This window comes from Paenibacillus sp. FSL k6-2145, from assembly GCF_037976585.1.
Classification (GTDB): Bacteria; Bacillota; Bacilli; order Paenibacillales; family Paenibacillaceae; genus Paenibacillus.
This window is the reverse complement of sequence record NZ_CP150267.1, coordinates 3,787,724-3,807,690: the sequence shown is the minus strand read 5'-3', so window position 1 is coordinate 3,807,690 and position 19,967 is coordinate 3,787,724. Positions and strand designations below refer to the sequence as shown.

General features: G+C 47.1%; 19 protein-coding genes. 7 read left to right on the top strand and 12 right to left on the bottom strand.

Features of this window, described 5'->3' with window-relative positions; translation table 11 throughout:
* The first annotated feature begins 51 nt into the window (after nucleotides 1-51).
* The 3 genes from NZ043_RS16765 to NZ043_RS16755 all read left to right on the top strand — a co-directional run bounded on the left by NZ043_RS16765 (nucleotide 52) and on the right by NZ043_RS16755 (nucleotide 1,831).
* The gene (locus NZ043_RS16765; protein WP_091033448.1) at nucleotides 52-357 is read left to right on the top strand and encodes a hypothetical protein; all 306 of its coding nucleotides are present in this window, start codon (nucleotides 52-54) and stop codon (nucleotides 355-357) included.
* 235 nt (nucleotides 358-592) lie between these two features.
* Complete coding sequence (locus NZ043_RS16760; RefSeq protein WP_091035078.1) at nucleotides 593-1,354, top strand: threonine/serine exporter family protein; 762 nt, start codon at nucleotides 593-595, stop codon at nucleotides 1,352-1,354.
* 18 nt (nucleotides 1,355-1,372) lie between these two features.
* A complete protein-coding gene (locus NZ043_RS16755) occupies nucleotides 1,373-1,831 on the top strand; it encodes a threonine/serine exporter family protein (RefSeq protein ID WP_036610676.1) in 459 nt (152 codons plus the stop codon).
* A gap of 130 nt (nucleotides 1,832-1,961) precedes the next feature.
* Here NZ043_RS16755 and NZ043_RS16750 read toward each other — a convergent pair whose 3' ends face one another.
* The 10 genes from NZ043_RS16750 to NZ043_RS16705 all read right to left on the bottom strand — a co-directional run bounded on the left by NZ043_RS16750 (nucleotide 1,962) and on the right by NZ043_RS16705 (nucleotide 12,112).
* The gene (locus NZ043_RS16750; protein ID WP_339308929.1) at nucleotides 1,962-2,507 is read right to left on the bottom strand and encodes a DUF2569 domain-containing protein; all 546 of its coding nucleotides are present in this window, start codon (nucleotides 2,505-2,507) and stop codon (nucleotides 1,962-1,964) included.
* A 112-nt stretch (nucleotides 2,508-2,619) separates the two neighbouring features.
* Nucleotides 2,620-4,461, bottom strand: coding sequence for a PBP1A family penicillin-binding protein (locus NZ043_RS16745; protein WP_249911456.1), 1,842 nt, complete (start codon nucleotides 4,459-4,461; stop codon nucleotides 2,620-2,622).
* Nucleotides 4,462-4,481: 20 nt separating this feature from the next.
* Complete coding sequence (locus tag NZ043_RS16740; protein ID WP_133386818.1) at nucleotides 4,482-5,222, bottom strand: hypothetical protein; 741 nt, start codon at nucleotides 5,220-5,222, stop codon at nucleotides 4,482-4,484.
* A 100-nt stretch (nucleotides 5,223-5,322) separates the two neighbouring features.
* Entirely contained in the window at nucleotides 5,323-6,453 is a 1,131-nt protein-coding gene (locus NZ043_RS16735; protein WP_091033461.1) for a HAMP domain-containing sensor histidine kinase, read from the bottom strand.
* A gap of 55 nt (nucleotides 6,454-6,508) precedes the next feature.
* Nucleotides 6,509-7,213, bottom strand: coding sequence for a response regulator transcription factor (locus NZ043_RS16730; RefSeq protein ID WP_026081203.1), 705 nt, complete (start codon nucleotides 7,211-7,213; stop codon nucleotides 6,509-6,511).
* A 29-nt stretch (nucleotides 7,214-7,242) separates the two neighbouring features.
* Entirely contained in the window at nucleotides 7,243-8,196 is a 954-nt protein-coding gene (locus tag NZ043_RS16725) for an aminoglycoside phosphotransferase family protein (protein ID WP_339308928.1), read from the bottom strand.
* A gap of 106 nt (nucleotides 8,197-8,302) precedes the next feature.
* Complete coding sequence (locus NZ043_RS16720; protein WP_240768266.1) at nucleotides 8,303-8,770, bottom strand: DinB family protein; 468 nt, start codon at nucleotides 8,768-8,770, stop codon at nucleotides 8,303-8,305.
* A gap of 353 nt (nucleotides 8,771-9,123) precedes the next feature.
* The gene (locus tag NZ043_RS16715; RefSeq protein WP_133386815.1) at nucleotides 9,124-10,065 is read right to left on the bottom strand and encodes a YwqG family protein; all 942 of its coding nucleotides are present in this window, start codon (nucleotides 10,063-10,065) and stop codon (nucleotides 9,124-9,126) included.
* A 341-nt stretch (nucleotides 10,066-10,406) separates the two neighbouring features.
* Nucleotides 10,407-11,696 carry an ammonium transporter gene (locus NZ043_RS16710; protein WP_036610695.1) on the bottom strand — a complete coding sequence of 430 codons (1,290 nt, stop codon included), beginning with the start codon at nucleotides 11,694-11,696 and terminating at the stop codon, nucleotides 10,407-10,409.
* Complete coding sequence (locus tag NZ043_RS16705) at nucleotides 11,693-12,112, bottom strand: hypothetical protein (protein WP_036610699.1); 420 nt, start codon at nucleotides 12,110-12,112, stop codon at nucleotides 11,693-11,695. The genes NZ043_RS16710 and NZ043_RS16705 overlap by 4 nt, the downstream gene beginning before the upstream one ends.
* Before the next feature lie 287 nt (nucleotides 12,113-12,399).
* Here NZ043_RS16705 and NZ043_RS16700 point away from each other — a divergent pair, with 287 nt between their 5' ends.
* Nucleotides 12,400-12,891 carry a DinB family protein gene (locus NZ043_RS16700; RefSeq protein WP_339308927.1) on the top strand — a complete coding sequence of 164 codons (492 nt, stop codon included), beginning with the start codon at nucleotides 12,400-12,402 and terminating at the stop codon, nucleotides 12,889-12,891.
* 114 nt (nucleotides 12,892-13,005) lie between these two features.
* On the opposite strand, the gene NZ043_RS16695 is transcribed toward NZ043_RS16700, so the two are convergent.
* Both NZ043_RS16695 and NZ043_RS16690 read right to left on the bottom strand, forming a co-directional pair.
* Entirely contained in the window at nucleotides 13,006-13,509 is a 504-nt protein-coding gene (locus NZ043_RS16695; protein ID WP_339308926.1) for an N-acetyltransferase family protein, read from the bottom strand.
* Nucleotides 13,510-13,616: 107 nt separating this feature from the next.
* Nucleotides 13,617-14,717, bottom strand: coding sequence for a peptidoglycan DD-metalloendopeptidase family protein (locus NZ043_RS16690; protein ID WP_133386812.1), 1,101 nt, complete (start codon nucleotides 14,715-14,717; stop codon nucleotides 13,617-13,619).
* Nucleotides 14,718-14,937: 220 nt separating this feature from the next.
* Between NZ043_RS16690 and NZ043_RS16685 the strand changes: the two genes are divergently transcribed.
* The 3 genes from NZ043_RS16685 (at nucleotide 14,938) to thrS (ending at nucleotide 19,929) form a co-directional block, all read left to right on the top strand.
* Nucleotides 14,938-15,699: a response regulator transcription factor gene (locus NZ043_RS16685; RefSeq protein ID WP_339308925.1), complete on the top strand. Its 762-nt coding sequence runs from the start codon at nucleotides 14,938-14,940 to the stop codon at nucleotides 15,697-15,699.
* Complete coding sequence (locus tag NZ043_RS16680) at nucleotides 15,696-17,456, top strand: HAMP domain-containing sensor histidine kinase (protein WP_339308924.1); 1,761 nt, start codon at nucleotides 15,696-15,698, stop codon at nucleotides 17,454-17,456. Before NZ043_RS16685 ends, NZ043_RS16680 begins: the two co-directional genes overlap by 4 nt.
* A gap of 472 nt (nucleotides 17,457-17,928) precedes the next feature.
* Nucleotides 17,929-19,929 (top strand): threonine--tRNA ligase, encoded by a 2,001-nt coding sequence (gene thrS / locus NZ043_RS16675; protein ID WP_339308923.1) that lies wholly within the window; start codon nucleotides 17,929-17,931, stop codon nucleotides 19,927-19,929.
* Nucleotides 19,930-19,967: the final 38 nt, after the last annotated feature.

Sequence of the window (19,967 nt, the reverse complement as noted above, 5' to 3'; positions counted from 1 at the left end):
GCAGATGCATACCTTGAAGTAAGAACTTATTTTGAGGAAGGGTTGTGCATCATGTCTGAATCCACATCCACGCCATCCACGCGTGTCGTGTATCAAGCCAATCGACCGATGCTTCAATCCGTGCAAAGTGTGCGGAATATGCTTCATCATACAGCTCGGCAGCATATAGGCAAGAAGGTACAAGTCCAGAATATCGATGGGCAAGTGTGGGAAGGTGTCATCATCAGTGCAGACCGGGGGATTTTGTATCTCCAGGTTACCCCGATGCATGGATATCCTGAACCGCGCGCCTTATTTGGACCAACAATTTTGCCGCTTGTGCTGTATGAATTGTTGGTTATCACACTGTTGATGTAGGGCATTGTACTGCTATATCCGAACCTGTTCCAAGAAGCTTCGCTCCTGAGATCTTCAAAGTCTTGGGAACGAAGCTTTTTTATGGTCTCGGCGATGGTGCGGTATGATTCCTTGCGAGCGTGTGAAATATGATACAATGGTGTCGCACCACCCCATATCTCATATGAAACGGAGCTTGATCCGGTTGAAATACATACGTCATGATTCATCACCCGTATCACAAGCCGAGACGGGTATGATTGGCAGCAACCCTACTGAACAATCCCGCGTGATTGCAATCTGTCTGCTCGCAGGCAAAATCATGCTGCAAAGCGGTGGTGAAACCTACCGTGTGGAAGATACGATGAAACGTATGGCGGCTGCGCTGGGTTTACCCCATTCACACAGTTACGTTGTTCCGACAGGCATCTTTTTCTCTGTTGATGCAACCGAACCTGCCAAGCTGATTCGTATCTCCGAGCGTACGACGGATTTGGACAAGGTGTCCGAGGTGAATGCGGTCTCCCGCCGCATCGGACAAGGTGATCTATCCGCTCAGGAAGCCCATGATCTGTTGGTACAGATCGAAGGCAAGCCCTCCTCCTATTCAACGGCTGTGCAGCTTACGGCCGCGGCGTTATCCAGTGGTTGTTTTACCATTATGTTTGGCGGAGGTTGGAGCGACTTTCTTCCGGCGCTGATCTGTGGGGGCATAGGTTATGCAGCCGTTATTGCCTTTCACCGGTTGGTGCGGGTTAAATTCTTTGCCGAGCTTACGGCATCCTTTGTTATTGGCTTACTTGCTTTTCTCCTGATCTATATGGGAGTGGGTCATGAACGGGACAAAATAATTATTGGTTCGGTTATGCCGCTGGTTCCGGGGCTGCTGATTACCAATGCTGTACGCGACCTGATGGCCGGACATCTCGTATCCGGATTATCCAAGGGAGCCGAGGCATTTCTGACTGCTTTTGCCATAGGTACCGGCATTGCAGTTGTATTTTCACTTTTTATGTAAGACGGAGGAATACAGGAGATGCTCCATTTTATTGAACAAGCCTTAACCAGTTTTGTCGCTTCAGCCGCGTTTGGAATCATCTTCAATGCACCAAGGCGCATGCTGCTCCACGGTGGATTTGTCGGCATGATCGGCTGGATCATCTATATCGTGCTTGAATATGCAGCGGATGCGGTTCCTGCTACACTTGCAGCGACCATAGCCGTAGGTGTCATCAGCCAGGTATTCTCTCGCATGTTTCGCGCACCCGTCATCATCTTCAGCGTTGCAGGCATCATCCCTCTGGTTCCTGGTGGACTGGCGTATAATGCGATGCGAAGTTTTGTGCAAAATGACTACAGTGCCGCTATGGAGATGGCCGCCAAGGCACTCATGTTATCCGGCGCCATTGCCGTAGGCCTGGTGTTATCCGAGGTATTAAACCAGATGATACGCCGAATTCCCGCCTCACTTCGGGCAAAATCATCATCGAAATGATTATTCTTTTCATATATCAGCACACGTAAGGCCCGTTGGCATACAGGATAAAATCTTGTATAACAACGGGCCTTACGTGCCACTATCCTATAGAGCACTATAGTGCAGTGAGACAATCAAAGAAGTCTATTTACTTCACGAACGTATTCTTCACACGGACCGATTTTAGGAAATACGGGATAAAGATACAGCACGTCAGAATGGATCGTACGATCAACTGAAAAGCCGGAGTTGCATCAAGCACATGCTGTTCTCTTGGGATTTCATTGCGCGCAATCAGAATCCACGTCACGATGCTTATGATCACATTCATCAGGTACATCACCATCATCATACGCGGAAACTGTCTCTTCCGTTTATATAAAAGAATGAGATTCACGATAACGATCATCAATAGAATGGTACTGCTTATGAAACCAAACCACAGGAGTGGACGGATCGTCTCCCTGTAAATCTGAGGATCGACACCACGGCCTACTTCCCATCTGGCAGGGTCCATGATAACATTCACCTGCGATACATCCGAGATGAGAAACACCAGCGCAAGCCAAAGACTGATCTGGATTAAAATAAGCCATCCGCCCAATCCGGAGATACCAGGCCGTTCCGGTCTGATCCCGGTTTTGGGTTGCAGCGAGTTCATATCCGTATCTGTATCCGAGTTACTATAGTTCATTCCATCCTCCTTTTACACTAGATAAAAAAACATATTATACATTAAAATCTAGATTCTGTGTATTTAAGAGGATAAACGGAGCATCTGGCCTATGATCTCCTCCCTTAGACGTTTATCGCATCGCGCGTTTCATTACCGTTGCAAACAACTCCGCTGCAACACCACTTCCTGACCTCATATAATGTTCTGTATCTGTATGATCAAATCCCATCCAAACCGCCGCAGTCCAATTACTCGTATAGCCCACAAACCACAGATCCCGATTGGCCTCTCTTCCCACACCTTGTATTGCAGCCTGTGTTGTTCCCGTTTTACCCGCTACCTTGTGCTGCCCTAACTGTGCCCGGCTTCCGGTCCCCTGACTGACTACATTTTGCAGCATTCTGGTCATGGCATTCGCCGTGCTAGAGGAGATTACCTGCTTGTTTTCCGACGTATGAGCATATATTGTTCGTCCACGGGAATCTGTAATCTGGCGTATCAGATGGGCTGTATTCAACTTGCCATTATTCGCAAACACGGTATAGGCCTGAGCCATCTTCATTGGTGACACCCCCTGATGCACACCGCCCAAGGCAATCGAGAGGTTTAGATCTTCTTTCCCCAGTTCAATGCCGAGTCGTGCCGCAAATTGATGTGCATCGTTTAGCCCTGTCTCATGAAGCAGCCATACGGCTGGTGCATTAATGGACTTTTGCAGGGCTTGGGACATGGATATTGAACCACTGTAACGCCCACCGAGATTGGAAGGTTGATAGCTGCCATATTGCATGCGTTTATCCGGTAGTATGCTCTCTGGCTTGAACTTCCCCGACTCCAACGCAGGGCCATATGCAATAATCGGTTTAAAAGAAGAGCCTGGCTGCCTTGCATCCATAATCGCCCGGTTGATGCCCCCTTTTAAGGGATTACGTCCACCCATCATCGCTTTCACTTCACCGTTGTGCTGATCGATAATAACCATACTTGCCTGGACTAGCTCGTCTTGGCGATCATCGGGGAATCGGGTAGTGTCTGCAAATGTTTCTTCCATCGCCAGTTGTGCCTGCTGGTCTAGCCCGGTTTGAATAACCCAACCTGCCGATTGAATCTCCGCTTCACTTTTACCTGTGAGCCGAGAAGCCTCCTGAATCACAGCATCCACGGCAGACACATATGCGGGCTTGCTCAAGCCCGGTGAAGTTGTTGCATTCAATACGGTTTCAGGCGGCGTGAAATCGACGTCACGGGCTTTGAGCATCTGCTTTCGTGTAATTAGTCCCTGTTCATGCATTAGTCCAAGGATAACGGCACGTCTTTGTTTGGAAAGTTCAGGATGATCTACTGGATTGTATATGGATGGACCTTTGGGCATTCCGGCCAATGTAGCAATCTGCCATAGTTCCAACTGGTGCATATCCTTAATTCCGAAATACCGCCAGGCTGCCGCCTTTACACCATACTGCTGGCGTCCCATGTAGATCTGATTCAGATACATCTCCAGAAGTTCATCCTTGCTATACCTCTTCTCCAGGGCCATCGCAATCGATATCTCATTCACCTTTCGACTCAACGTTTTATCCCCATTCAAATACAGATTTCTTGCCAGTTGCTGTGTAATGGAGCTTCCTCCCTGACTCAGATTCATATGTATAATGTCTTGCACAATGGCCCTGCCGAGTCCGATGAAATCCAGTCCATCATGGTTGTAGAAACGTCGATCTTCTGTAGCCAAAAAAGCCATCTTTAATAAATCCGGCATGGCGTTCAGATCAGCATATTCGGAATACCCTTTGGTCTGCGTATGCAACCTCGAAATTTCGGTCCCCTCTGCATTCGTAATAATGGTTGAGGAGGCCACCTGCATGGCCTCAGGACGATTGCGAAGCAATCCTTCGCCATAAGTAATCAGATAGAGATAGAAAAAGGCCAAGATCAAAACGACAACCACTGCTCCATCAAATACGTGATACATCCGTCGCTTGCCCCTGTGCTTCAACATTCAGGCTCCTTGTGTACCTGTTCCATTGAAACTCCGCGTTCCTGTCCATTCCGTTGTGTAATCTCTAGAGCATGTTGAAGCAGCAATGTCTGTTCATATGCCAACTTGGCCCAATGCTGAACTTCCACCTCATCCTGACAGCGCCCTTCGATGATCTCATCCAGAGAAGATTCAATACCGTAGAGAGTAAGTTTTATCGGCAAGTCAACCTGTGTAGAAGTAGTTTGAGCGTTCTCCTTGTCTTCTTCCACATGTTGCTGAAGTCCGGGTTGCTCATGCTTAATAGAAGCTCCCTGTATCTCTCTTTTCTCCTGTTTCGGTTCTGATCTGCTCCGCCCTTCCTCATGCAGGAGAATAGCAATCCTATTCAGATTGGCAGCAATTTGTCGTAGTTCACCACCACTTAGAACATCAATTCTTCCAGGATTGTGGCCCAATGCAAGTTCGGCTGTTCCACGCGCAAGTTGACTGAGATCTTCCGCAATCTTCTGGGATCGAATCCAGAAAAAGATCGCAAACACGGCTCCACCAATGAATATGAAGAACGGCTTTGTTCCAATATGGTTGATTCCCCAGTTCATCATACGCGTTATCCATGCTGTATCAGGAAGGACGTGGTGATGCGCAAATCGCAGCACGTGATAAACGACAAAAAGGAGCGCTGCGCTCAGTAACGCGCTTGCTCCTCCAATGTATATGTATCTTAGTCTTACAGTACTGAATCGGGTCTTCATATTCGTATCCTCCTCTATACAACAATAAGTAATAGAGGTAGCATACCGAATATTTCTTAATGAGGAAGTAGTTAACTTCTTACCAAATTCTTAATTATTACTACTCTTCGTAATTACTTGGCGGAGCAGCAGTTACAGGAAATCGGGTAACAAAATCCGTTCTGCCCTTTTCACTGTAGGCAACGATACTTCCTCGATGTAATTCAATCATCGATTTGGCAATCGCCAGGCCTAGACCCGTACCTCCCGTTTCACGGGAACGCGATTTATCCACACGATAGAATCGATCAAACAGATGTGGCAGATCTTGCGCCGGAATCGGTTCACCATAATTACTGATGCGGACTACAGCCTCATCACCTTCAAGGGCCAGCCCAATCTCCATTAGTTTACCTTGCGAACCATACCGAATGGCATTGCTGAACAGATTCTCATACGCTCTTACAAGCTCTCCTGGAGCAGCTTGTATCCATAGTGGCTCTTGCCCGCCGATGATCTTGTAGGTCATGCCAGCATCCTCCAGCATGGGAGTAAACTCTTCAGCCAGCTGCATCAGAAACGAATTCAGGTTCAATGCTTGCAAAGACAACGGAAGACTCCCGCCACTCACACGCGTATATTCGAACAAGTCATCAATCAGCTTACGAAGAGTCAGGGATTTCTCATAGGCGATGCTAACATAATAGCGCATCTCAATCTCATCCTGGTAGCGATCCTTCTCAATGTACTCCAGAAATCCCAGAATAGAAGTGAGTGGTGTTCTCAGATCATGTGATATCCCCGTAATCAGATCGTTTTTGGCAGCAACTGCATTACGCTCTTCCTGAAGCGATAACTGCAATTGTTCAGCCATCTGATTAATGCTTGCAGCAACCACTCCGAATTCATCCGAGGTCTTCACTTCGATGCGATGGGATAACTCTCCTTTGGCAACTTCCTGAATTCCCGCCGTAATTTCATCCAGAACCCGCATCACCTTACGAGAGAACAGGAAAAAAAACAGCACAAAACCAAGCACGCCCACCACAATCATCAAAGGCACCGAACCGATATTATTCACCAACCACCTGATCCCTTGGGCCGGAATGGAATAATCCGGATACGCCTGAGCTTCCAGGATGGTCTGCCCCACCTGGCTGCCCCCGTACAAAATAACTGCAGTTAATATGCCGCTCAGCAGAAATGCATAGATAAATTTCCAACGGACTGTATTAATCAACTTTGAATTCATAGTAGGAACTCCCTGAATGTGTTCATGTCACATGACATCCTGTGGATGTACATGTTTATTGCGGTTTGATCATCTTGTAACCAACACCCCATACGGTCTGAATGAACTTGGGATGTTTGCTATCGAGTTCAATCTTCTCACGAATCTTGCGAATATGTACCATGACGGTATTATTCGACTCCATGAATTCTTCCTTCCAGACCTGACGATAGATCTGTTCCATACTGAGTACTGAACCTTGGTGGCGAGCCAGTAATTCAAGAACAGCAAATTCACGCGGAGTCAGACGAACCGGCTGCTCATCAACCCAAACTTCATGTGTATCTGTATTAATGACTAGATCATCAATAACCCACTCGTGCTCTTTGTTCTCCCGACCTTCATTGAAGGTATGATACCTGCGCAGCTGGGATTTGGCCCGTGCGACAAGTTCAAGCGGGTTAAATGGTTTGGTCACATAATCATCAGCACCGATGCTTAGCCCTGTGATTTTATCCATATCCATACTTTTGGCGGACAGCATGATAATCGGCATTTTCTGCTCTTCCCGAATTTTCATACAAGCTTCGATTCCGTCCATATTTGGCATCATAACATCTAGAATAATGAGATCGATCGACTCTTTTTTCAATTGTTCCAGTGCTTCAAGCCCATCATTCGCGGTGAGAATCCGATAACCCTCGTTGCCAAAATAAATTTCCATCAGTTTAATAATCTCCTGCTCATCATCCACAAGCAGAATGGTTGCTGGCTGTGCCACGGCATTATTCCTTTCCCTTCCCCAATTTTTTACCTGTTCAAAGTATACCACCGAGGGACGAAACTGCGAAAATCATCGTGATCTTCACGGACACGTTCGATCTTGGTCATCATCTCATGTGTCTCTTCCGGCTTCACCTGCTGAATCCACACCACAGAAGACACCAGCGCCATAGCCGTATACAGTGAATACAATCTCCAGAATAACTCATCCGGTTCATTGCCATCGAAATAGCCCTGAATCTGACCTATGGAATATGGAATACTGATCTCCGAAGCAAACAAACCCAGCTTCAAAAATTCATGGATGGGATCCCCTTGATCATAACGATTAAAATCAATCACTCCTGCGAGTTTATCCTGCTTAACGACAAGATTGCTCGGGTGAAAGTCATCATGCTGAAATCCATCTGGACGATTTTTCATCCAACCGAGATGGTCTGCAATAAACGTTAGAATAGCCTGATCCTCTTTCATCACGATCGGGCACTGTTTATAGCGCTCCATGTAACGTTGATGCTTGGTGCTCTTGCGTATGTACCATGATTCTGTCTGTTCCTCCATCGGCAACTGGTGAATCAGCTGTAGCTGCGCTCCTGCTTCAAAGCCAACCGCCCACTGTTGCTGTTCATTCAGTTGAGGCAGTCTCTCGGAAGCATCTTCGCCTTCAATGTAGCTAAGAATCATATATTCGTTCTTCTCATCCAATCTACCTGTGCCCAACGTTGCTGGACACAGTACACCTAATTGTTGCATGCTCTTCAAACATTGATATTCCCTTTGCTTCATCCATTCCTCAGCAACATCATATACCCTCACCAACACATGGCCTTGGTCAGGGACAAACATTTTGAATTTAGCATCCGCTGAATAACCCTTCATAACGGGTTCAATCCGTGTAGCCTGATCAAGTTCAGGAATCTGTTTTAACCTGTCAATCAACGTATTGTCCATCGATGCATTCCATGTATCGTGTCGTTCCATACCAGAATCCTCCGTTATTTCACGTATAACGTGTAGTATCGTCGGTCTATTACCACTTTATCCCATGATGTTTCCTATAACATGCTTATATGTATTCTATCTGTTTCTATTTAAAAAGTACTGATTCGGGTTCTTTGCCCGTTAGGGTCAGCATCGTATACAATTGTCCTCTGTGATGATATACATGCCCCATAATCTCAAGTAACCACTCCAGCCGACTATAGGAAGCTCCCCAGTACGAATCCGTCACATGTAATAACTCTTCCGTGTTAAACTGCCTGTACCGTTGGTATAGATACATCTGGTTATCAATTAAAGCCTGCTTGATCTCATCGAGCGAATGCACCTGGTTCTCTGCATAGAATTGAGCCATCTCTTCCTCCGTTGCACCTTCGGAAATATAAACATCCGCTCGGCAGATCACAGACAGATGGGCTAGTAATTCTCCAACAGGCCGTTTACCTTCAATTGGAGTCAAAGCCAAATCTTCTTCCGACAACTGATCACATATATCAATCAACGATGTTACAGCCACGTCAATATGTTTGAACGCAGATTGAATCAACAGATACACTTCCTTTTTATCCCATTATACAGAACATATGATCGGTTATCAACCAAGATATCCCTCCCTAATATATACCCCAAATCTATATAAATTGAACAAAACATTTACACAAAACGTAGAAGACAGAAAGGACCTGAAGAAGCAACGCGTTCGCCTTTATCCCCGGATTTCCCCTTTATAAAAGGAATCAAAAAAATCTGGGGATAACAGCGATCGGAAGGTTGTTCTGTCATCGGAGTGTGCAGTGTAAATATTCTTTAGTTCAATTTATATAAACATCTACGAACAAAAAAGTCCTTCCTCCTTCTTATAGACGGGATTCAGGACATTTTGTTGCCTATTTGATTTCAAATCTTTGCTCAACTTGAGTATAACGAACAATACGTATGCTCGAATCGTCCAGCCTCCAAGTCAGACTTGCGAATGAAAAATTGTAATTCCCCGCAATCCCACCATTGGAAACCAATAGCATCATGTGTATCTATCTTTAACAGCAGCAGCGTATCGGATAGTTCCTGCCATGTCCGATCCTCATCACCGCCGTAATGCTTGGTCAGCTTCTTCTCACACTCCTGCTCATTATAATCATACTCTTCTCCCAGTGCGATCTGTAATAAGGCACGATGCTCGGCATCTGGATGCTGCCCGTCAGGATATCCAAACATACCACCCCAATTCAGCATACTCGGATGATTCCAGCTCGACTCGAATTCAAGGTATCGGTCATACAGACTCACTTCCGCTTCGGCCTCATCGCTCTCAAGCTGAGACGGCGAGAGCTCATTCAGCGCGTTGACGTCAATATATGCATATGTAGGAAACTCAAGATTAGGCAGCACAGTCACCGAATGTGCAACAAACGGGGCTCCATCCAGCGCGGTATCTCCCTCAGGCTCTCGCCTTATCAGGTTATGAGAACTCGGCTCAAAAATCACACGATGTTCAATGGGACAAGCAGATTCATCCGTGCCAACGAAAAAGTATAACATGCCACGTTCAGGCAATGTCCCGCGCCCATCATTCGGCGTATACGGCGACAAATCCACCAGGTTCAGTTGGGCCAGGAAAGTCATTGGAACTCCTTCTTGTGTTACGGGCCATTCCATGCGACTCGGCAAATCCGGATGTCCACCCACACGTGAGTTTCCTGTTCTGCGATATTCGTCCAGTGTGGATACATCCAGGCGAATTCCCCAGCGGCTTGAAGATAACAACAGATCGGCAGCAACTCCCAAACCATATTCCTCAAGTGTTTTACGGGCTTTTCTGGTCAGACGTTCACATTGTTCTGGCTTAATCATATAGATCCTCCCCTTTTGACAATACACCTATGCTGAGACATATTCAGGTTCACACCTGTATATTCTTCCGCCCGGACGTCTTTCCCTGCTTCTATATAAATTGAACTTAAGAATATTTTACACTTACAACTCCGATGACAGAACAACCTTCCGATCGCTGTTATCCCCAGAATTTTTTTGATTCACCTTTGCAAAGGTAAAAATCCGGGGATAAAGGCGAACTCTTTGTTTCTTCAGGTTCTTTCTGTCCTCTACGTTCTCATGTAAATGTGTATTTCAATTTATATAGAAAAAAGAGACTGACATTCCTTGTCAGTCTACTTCTTTATCCTATATTGCATTTAACGATTCGGATCAGAGGACTTTTCCTGGTAAGCACGCATATGCTCCTCACCGTCCAGGAATTCATGGGCCTGATGGGCTGCCATCACACCATGATAGCTGATATCCAGACCCAGATCTTCCTCTTCTTCTGTCGAACGTACAGGCACAATTTTGCCAATCAACTTTAACCCGATCCAGGTCATGGCGAATCCCCAGATGACCAAGGCTGTAAGGCCAAGTGCCTGAACACCCAGCAACCTCCAGCCGCCACCCATGAATAATCCACCATCCGTGGCAAACAGACCTACAGCAATCGTGCCCCACATCCCTGATGCGGCATGCACCGGGAAAGCACCAACCGGATCATCAATCTGCCGACGGTCCAGCCAGTTGGTGGCAGCCATCATCAATAAGCCGGATACTGCCCCAATGAATATCGCTGCTACATCGCCAACAAAAGCACAGCCTGCCGTAATGCCGACCAGTCCCGCAAGCGAACCGTTAATGACCGATGGTGCATCTGAACGATTGAAGCGGAATAACGTATACAGTAACGTAACCGCACCACCCGAAGCCGCAGATAACATCGTGACAATCGCAATGTGACCAATTCTTACATCCGTCGCGCTGAGTGTACTCCCAGCATTGAAGCCAAACCAGCCGAACCATAACAGAAATGCACCTACAGATGCCAGTGGCAGATTGCTCGGGAGTGCGATGGCACTTACACCAAGTGGCGTGTACTTCCCTTTACGCGGACCAATGATAATCGCAGCAGCCAGTGCCGAGAATCCGCCGAGTGCATGGATGACAGCCGAACCGGCAAAGTCCTGCATCCCCAGCTGACTAAGCCAGCCGCCGCCCCATGCCCAGTGTCCACCAATTGGATAGATGATCGCCGTCATCAATATGATATACAACAGGTAGGCACGGAAGTTGATCCGCTCTGCTACCGCTCCTGAAACGATGGAAATAACGGCAATGGTAAAGGCAGCCTGGAACAACCAGAATGTCTCCAGAGATACCGGTACGTCCAGATGAGACAAATCCCCATTCAGGAAAAATCCCGTTACTCCCGCAAAACCGCCAACGTCCGAACCATACATCAGTCCAAAACCGATGGCATAGAACAGTAACGTTCCAATCGTAATGTCAGCAAATACCTTCATAATAATGTTCACACTATTTTTATAACGCACAAAGCCAGCCTCGAGCAGGGCGAATCCACCCTCCATCAATAAAATCATCGCTGCACTCAGTACGACCCAGACCGTATCAATCCCGGTGCTTAACGTCTCCAAAGTCATGCTTGTACATCCTCCGTTTCACTAAGCTGTCTGAGCTCACGGATTGTATCGGGCGCAAGCTCAATCTCGTCTCGCTCAATGCTGTCCGGATGCTTAATTCGTTCTGCGATCTGATCCAACTCACGTATGCGTCTGCGAATCTGTTCCATCTTGCGAAAACGTTCCTTTACCTGCACCATATACTCTACCGCCTGATGATGGGATGCGGGGCGTCCCGCAAACCATTTGCGTACGGGCGACAACGATTGATAAGCAACCTCTTCTGCTCGACGCTTTTGTTCGAACTGTTCTATCTTCTGCTTGAGCGTTTGGATCTCATTTTCTTTTTTGACCTTCAGCCGTTCGATAAGGTACAATAAATCGGACGATGATATTTGCAATGCTGTATGGTGATACACCTCGTCGATTACTAACATATCATGTCAGGACTCCTTACATATCAAGTTACTTGTACCGATTATAGTTTGCCGGGGTCTGCCCGTCAATCTTTTTTTGGACTTGAGATGGATTGAAACGAACCGTTCATTAGAGAACGGCTTTTTTTATTGGGCACAAATTACATCTAACAAGGCTAATCTTACCTATGATTCGCATTCATTCTTTCCATTCTTTAGGCTTATAGGATAAGCATCCATATTTGGGGTAATGAACATACACAGACTGCCCGCATCACAGAACCCATATATAAGGAGAGGATTATACGATGTTTACTCGTAATGACGATATACGCAACCAAATCTGGGAAGCCGTCTCGGGACTCGAAGAAGAACAATTGAACCAAAAACCTTCACCCGCGCAATGGAGTATTATGCAAGTACTACGTCATCTGAACCTGATGGAAAATGTAATTGGAAAACAAGCCCGCCTGGCTCTCGAAAAGGAACAGACGGTGTCTGTGGACAAAAAAACATATGAATTATCGTTGGACCGCAGCCGCCCCGTCGAGGCACCACCCCATCTTCAGCCGCCAGCAGCGCCTGAAGCACTTGCAGATGTACGCGGTGATCTGGACGAATCTCACCAAGCGTTAAATAACTTTGCATTGGATCATGATCCTGACCTGCTGCGCAGCAAGTCCTTTCCTCATCCCGTATTTGGTGAGATGGATCTTACACAATGGATTGACTTTACAAGTTATCATGAGGAACGTCATCTGGGACAGATTCAAGAGATTAAACATCAGCTTGGCGTGTAAGCACAACCTACACTTTCACATAGCGACGAATATAGTTGAACGACAAAAAACCTCCAATCCTATCATTTAGGTTGGAGGTTTTCAATGTTCTTATCTCACGAACAAGAACGACACTTATATTTTTTTGCCCAAAATCGCCAGATCTCTATTCATACCATCCAACACGGCCACTTCGGGATAATAACCCCACTGTTCAAAACCATGCTTGCGCAATAACCCCAGACTCGGTTCGTTATGTCCGAAAACAAATCCGAGAATGGTCGTAATCCCAAGTGCAGGACATGCTGCAAATACCGTTTCGAGCAAACGTCCACCAGCCCCAATTCCACGGCATTGCTGATCCACGTATACACTGACTTCCACCGTTCCATTATACGCAGGACGTCCATAGAATGAACTGAGACTCGCCCAAGCGACCACCTGTCCTGCCTGCTTCATCACCCAAAGCGGACGATGTTCCGGTGTATGTTCCTCAAACCAAGGCAAACGTTGCTCCACCGTCACCGGCTCCAAATCCGCTGTTGCCATACGGCCCTCAATGGTAGAATTATAAATTTCTACAATCCTCGGCAAGTCCTCCAGGCGCGCATATTCAATCTGCACATCTTCCAGTTTCATCGCTATTCCTCCATCATTCCAGATCGTTCTATTATCATAGAGGATATTATAATGGAAAATAGAAGCCTTCGTCATCCCTAACATTCTGACAGAGAATTACTCCATCATTACTCCGCCAGTCCCTGTATTGTGTTCCCACGAGTTAACTGCTGACTCTGGTCTGCCCAACGAATGTTAATTGAGCGAGATGTGAACAGATCCGGGCCATCCGATACCTGGAAATGCAGATGAGCTTCACTGGAGTTACCCGAATTACCAAGCTCACCGATAGGGTCTCCCTGCTTGAGCTTATCTCCTTTTTTGACCGAAACACTGCCTTCCTTGATGTGTCCCGTGATGCTGTATTCACTGTTGCCATGGTCGATCACCACATAGTTACCCGCCGGCTCTTCTGGATTCATCACACCCGGTACATTGTCCGGTATATCGTTCTTGATATCGACAACGGTTCCATCGGCAGCTGCATAGAGTGGTTCACCAAAAGCATAATAGTTTTCGTTTGCCGTTGCATCACCTTGATAACTGGATTGTTCTTTGGTCCGTACGATATCCAGTGCATAACGCTGCGTTTCGTGCTCATAATGATAGTTTGACAAGGCATCATTGCCTCCCCAGAATACGTACCATTCCCCCTTCATCGGCAATTGAAATTCCGTTTTGGTGAATTTGGCATCCGTGTCCTCATAAGCTTGCAGCGGTTGGATCAAGAGGCCTTCAATTTGATTTTCTTCGGAAAAATAGGCTCGAATCCCTTTGGTCCCAGTCTGATCCTTCCAGGCAACCTCGGTTAATTGATTCATTTTGGCGTCTACCACTTGCTCCCACGATTCAACACCCTCCAGAAAAGGATCAGCGGTCGTTTTGAACTGTTCAAGCGTTAACGTCCCCTTAAACTCGGGAGAGAACTGATTATAGATTGCATCCTTTGAACCGTTCATCAACGTATCTATGAAATTGTCCGGTGTAACCATCGCGCTCACCTCTGAACTTGAGTTCTGCTCCTGATTAGAGTTCTCGCTCGTTTCATTATTGGATGCCTGTTCGGCTGACTGCTGCTCTGCCTGGTCAGAAGTAATGGAATTGCTGTTGCCGCAAGCAGACAATATCACGCAAGCTCCAAGGGTAATCGCAAGCACCTTCCAGCCCTTTCTATGCTGTAATTTTGAATGTGTATGATGTTCTGATTTCAGATGACCTTCTCTGTTCATTCTCAACATCCCTTCTGTTAATCGTTATACTTTCCAGTTAAGTGTACAGAATGAGTCTTATCCTTCGTCTAACCCCATCTTACATGTAGTTAAACTTGCAATACCTTTTGAGGCTGTATAATTAAGATTCCGTTAAGATAGCTCATACGCTATACAGCCTTCTTGGATGGTATGATTAGCAATACACACAACGGAAGGATCAGGAGGTCATTTTTAAACTATGGATAACGTCTCATTACTGCTTGTGGATGATGAACAGGCCATTCTGCATATGCTCAAAACCGTTCTGCTCAAAGAGCAGTTTCTCGATATTGATACCGTTACAACAGGCGAAGCTGCCATTGAGGCATGCAACAACAAGACCTATCATTGCATCGTGCTCGACATCATGCTTCCTGGCAAAAGCGGACTGGAAATCTGTCCTTTTCTACGGCAGGTCACCGATGCGCCCATCCTGTTTCTGACGGCCAAGACAACCGATTATGACAAATTAACCGGATTCGCCGTTGGTGGCGACGATTATGTGGTCAAACCCTTTAATCCTCTGGAAGTCGTTGCTCGAATTAAATCATTGCTTAAGCGTTATTTACCTTCTAAAACCGCAGCGATCTCGGAACCCTTCCCATCCAACGTAAATACGTCATCTCCCAGCATGCCGGAAGGCGTGTACGACTTTGGACGATTCCAGGTGCTGGAATGGGCTGGTGAGCTTCGGGTTGAAGGAGAATCGGTATCCTGTCCGGCACTTGTGTTTCAACTACTGCTCTTTTTCTGCAAGCATCCCAATCGAATCTTCACCAAATCAGATCTATATGAACGGGTCTGGGGCTCTGAATCCATTAGTGATGACAATACCGTGATGGTTCATATTCACCGCATTCGGGAGCGCATTGAAGCCGATCCTTCCAATCCGGTGTTTCTCGTCAACGTCCGGGGTCTGGGTTACAAACTGATTCAGCCGGAACATGTGTCACGCCCATGAGTATTCGTCGCAGGTTAATGACCCGGTTTATCGGGATGCTTGCCGGTGCAGTCGTTCTGATCATCCTGCTTGGGTCTGTAGCCACCTACTGGGTTGTGCAAAAGGTAAATGAAGTGAATCTGGTGGATGATTTTGCTGTTAATGGTCTGGACCAATTGATTAATACAGCAGAGATTCTGCCAGATAATACGATCCGATATGACCCCGAATTGCTGAAACAAGTGGATAAAAATCAAGGCTGGCTCCAGGTTCTGGATGAACAAGGTTACGCTATTGATGAATATCACACACCTGCTGATGTTCCTACTCACTATAAACCGGGGGAATTGATTGCATACTGGGAAATCCAGAAGCCGTTCCCTTATCAGATTGTCATGCTGATTCGGGAGAAAAACGGGAAGGAATTCACCTTGTTATATGGTGAGAGTAACCCGGCCAAGTCCTTAATGAATAAGATTCGTTCAGACCTTGCTTTCACCAACGGGAAGCTTGATCTTAAGACCGACCAACAGGAGGCCCTCCGTGCCGCCAATGCTTATCTTCAAGTATTGGACGCGTCAGGAAGCGAACTCTCCTCCTATAACAAACCGGCCATGGGCGTACCTAGCGAATACACCATTCAGGAACTCGTTCTGCAAGTTCGCTATCCGAGTCGATCAGGTATGTCTGTTGCCACGTGGTACGACGAACAGAATGAAACTACCTGGCTGATTAGCATACCTGGTGATCCATTGGCGACCGGAAACCAAAACCCCTACAGTTTTATTCTGGAACCGGCATTGGTTGTATTGATTGTGTCCATCATCATTCTGCTCATTTTGCTTGCCTTCTGGTATGCCAACCGATTCGGTTCACCCATGCTGCATATGCTCCAATGGTTACAGCGTCTGGAACGAGGACATTACGAGGAACCTACCGGAGCCTTTGGAGTGCCTCGCAGTCAGCGTCGTAACGGAAAGTGGAAGCGAAAATACAACGTGTATGCTGAAGTGCTTCGCTCCATGCAGGCCTTGTCTCACACTTTGAAGCAAGATGAAGAACTTCGGAAACAGACCGATTCTCTGCGGGAGGAGTGGATTGCTGGCATAACACATGACCTGAAGACCCCCCTCTCTTCCATTCAGGGATATGCTCATATGCTTGAGGCAGATAAGTATAGCTGGACGGCGGAAGAAGTCAGGGAATTCGCGGGCATAATGCTTGATAAATCCACGTATATGGACAGGCTTGTCAACGACCTTGCCATGACCTATCGATTACGCAGTGGAGGATATCAACCTGTGGTGGAAGAGACTGACGTAAATACGTTGCTCCGTGATCTGATCCAGCGCGCTGAACGGAATCCGGCATACGGGGAAGGTCGCATCCTATTCCAACCTTCTGAAGTGCCAGTGTATGGCCTTGTCCATATTCCGTCGTTTGAACGAATTGTGGATAATCTGACCGCCAATGCCCTTCTTCATAATCCGCCCGAGTCCATTCTGGTTGTCAGTGTGCATTCTGGTACGCAGGCAGATGAATTCAGCATTCAGTTTGCCGATAATGGAAGAGGCATGGACCCCGAGACGGTATGGAAGTTATTTGAACGATACTATCGCGGTACAGATACAGGTACATCGGACGTTGGATCAGGGCTGGGCATGGCGGTAACCAAAGGTTTGATCGAAGCCATGAATGGTCGTATTGAGGTACAGTCCACCCCTGGTGAAGGAACGATCATTTGCTTAATATGGGATGGGCCGTCCGAAACCAATTAAAATGTTCCGCTTGACCTTTCCATTTTCAGTCTATATAATCGACACTCAATAACACCTGTTCCAATATATTGATATTGAATGCAACACATTTCAGGATAACTTCAATGAGTTGATCTAACATATTTGGCGATGACCAGAGACATGATTTCGTTTGCGTGCTGCCCAGAGAGAGAGGGGATTGGTGAAACCTTCTTCAGCGAACGGACCGGAATTACCCCTCTGCAGCCGTGACCTCGAACCTCATCATTTCGAACCTCTCTCGGATGTTCGGCTTGTTGCCAGTAGAGTTCACCGCCTGATCCCCGATAACGGATTCCAATGAGGGTTATGATGTTTTCTGTTCCGGCGGCTGGCCGAGAGCAGGGTGCACCATAACCAAAATTAGGGTGGAACCACGAGCCAAGCGCACTCGTCCCTTTTCCGGGACGGGTGTTTTTTGCGCTTTCATTTTAAGAAATGGAGAGTGGTTCACATGAGCAAACAAGAAAACAGTAACTCAGCAAGCAACAATTCAGGTAAACAAATAAACAGCCAAGCAAATGATCTACAACCATCCAGTCAATCCATTGAGGTCCGTCTGCAAGGTGGCGTGGTACGTTCTTACGAAGCAGGCATCACTGTAGGTGCGGTCGCCTCATCTATCAGCACAAGCCTGGGAAAACAGGCCATTGGCGGTATTGTAGATGGTCAAAATGTCGATCTCGATTGGGTGCTCAAGCAAGATTGCGAACTCGTTATTGTTACTTTGGACAGCGCGGAAGGTCTGTATCGTTATCGTCACAGCGCAGCACATGTGCTGGCACAGGCGCTCAAACGCATCTACGGTGCAGAACAAGTGAAACTGGGTATCGGCCCAGTCATTGAAGATGGATTCTATTACGATGTTGATCTGGAGCATGCCTTGTCCATCAGTGATCTGGCTGCCATCGAGCGGGAAATGAACAGAATCATTCAGGAGAATCATAAGATCAGTCGCCGGGTCGTTAGCCGGGAAGAAGCCCTCCGTATCTTCGGAGAGATCCAGGACCCCTACAAGCTTGAACTCATTCAGGATTTGCCAGAGGACGCCGAACTTTCAATCTATGATCAAGGAGAGTTCTTCGATCTGTGTCGCGGTCCCCATCTTCCATCCACTGGTCGAATCAAAGCGTTCAAGCTGTTGAATGTAGCTGGCGCGTACTGGCGGGGGAACTCGGATAATAAGATGCTGCAACGCATCTACGGCACTGCTTTCCCGAACAAAGCACAGCTGGATGAACATCTGCACTTGCTCGAAGAAGCGAAGAAACGGGATCATCGTAAACTTGGCAAAGAGCTCGAACTGTTCATGTTCTCCGAAGAAGCTCCTGGCATGCCCTTCTATCTGCCTAAAGGCATGACTGTTCGCACTGAACTGGAGCAATTCTCGCGTGAGCTGCAATTACAGGAAGGTTATCAGGAAGTTCGGACTCCTCTCATGATGAACAACCGGCTGTGGGAGCAATCCGGCCATTGGGAGCATTACAAGGACAACATGTATTTCTCGGAAGTGGACGATGCCACTTTTGCACTGAAACCGATGAACTGTCCTGGGCACATGCTGATCTTCAAAAACACACTCCATTCCTATCGCGAATTACCGATTCGCATGATGGAATTTGGTCAGGTTCACCGTCATGAATTCTCAGGTGCCCTGAACGGCATGATGCGTGTGCGGACATTCTGCCAGGATGATGCTCATCTCTACGTCATGCCAGAGCAGATCGAGGACGAGATTAATCAGGCGATCTCACTGATCGGACGTATGTACGATATCTTTGGGTTCGAATATAAGATCGAATTGTCCACTCGTCCGGAAGATTCCATGGGATCGGAAGAACTGTGGGATCAGGCGGAACGTGCATTGCAAAATGTACTAGATCGCCGGGGCGTGGAGTATCGCATTAACGAAGGAGACGGTGCCTTTTATGGACCGAAAATTGACTTTCATATCCTCGATGCGTTGAAGCGCAGCTGGCAGTGCGGAACAATCCAGCTTGATTTTCAAATGCCGGAGAAGTTCGACCTCACTTACATTGGCGAGGATAGCCTGAAACACCGTCCGGTCGTGATTCACCGTGCCATCTACGGTTCCATTGATCGTTTCATCGGCATCCTGACTGAGCACTATGCGGGAGCGTTCCCACTCTGGCTCGCACCTGTGCAAGTGAAGCTGCTGCCTGTATCAGATCATTACGCAGACTACGCACTCCAAGTACAGAGCCAGCTCCGAGCTGCGGGCATTCGGGTAGAAACAGATCTACGTAGCGAAAAGCTCGGGTACAAAATCCGTGAAGCCCAGATGGAAAAAGTGCCTTATTCGCTCGTACTTGGAGAGAATGAGAAAAATGCCTCATCCGCCTCTGTCCGTGCATACGGTCAGGGAGATCAAGGCATCCAACGTATTGAAGCTGTTATTGAAATGATCCAACAGGCTGTGAAGGCAAAAGTATAAAAGAAGTAACGACCCTATCTATTGGTCACTTATCAGCT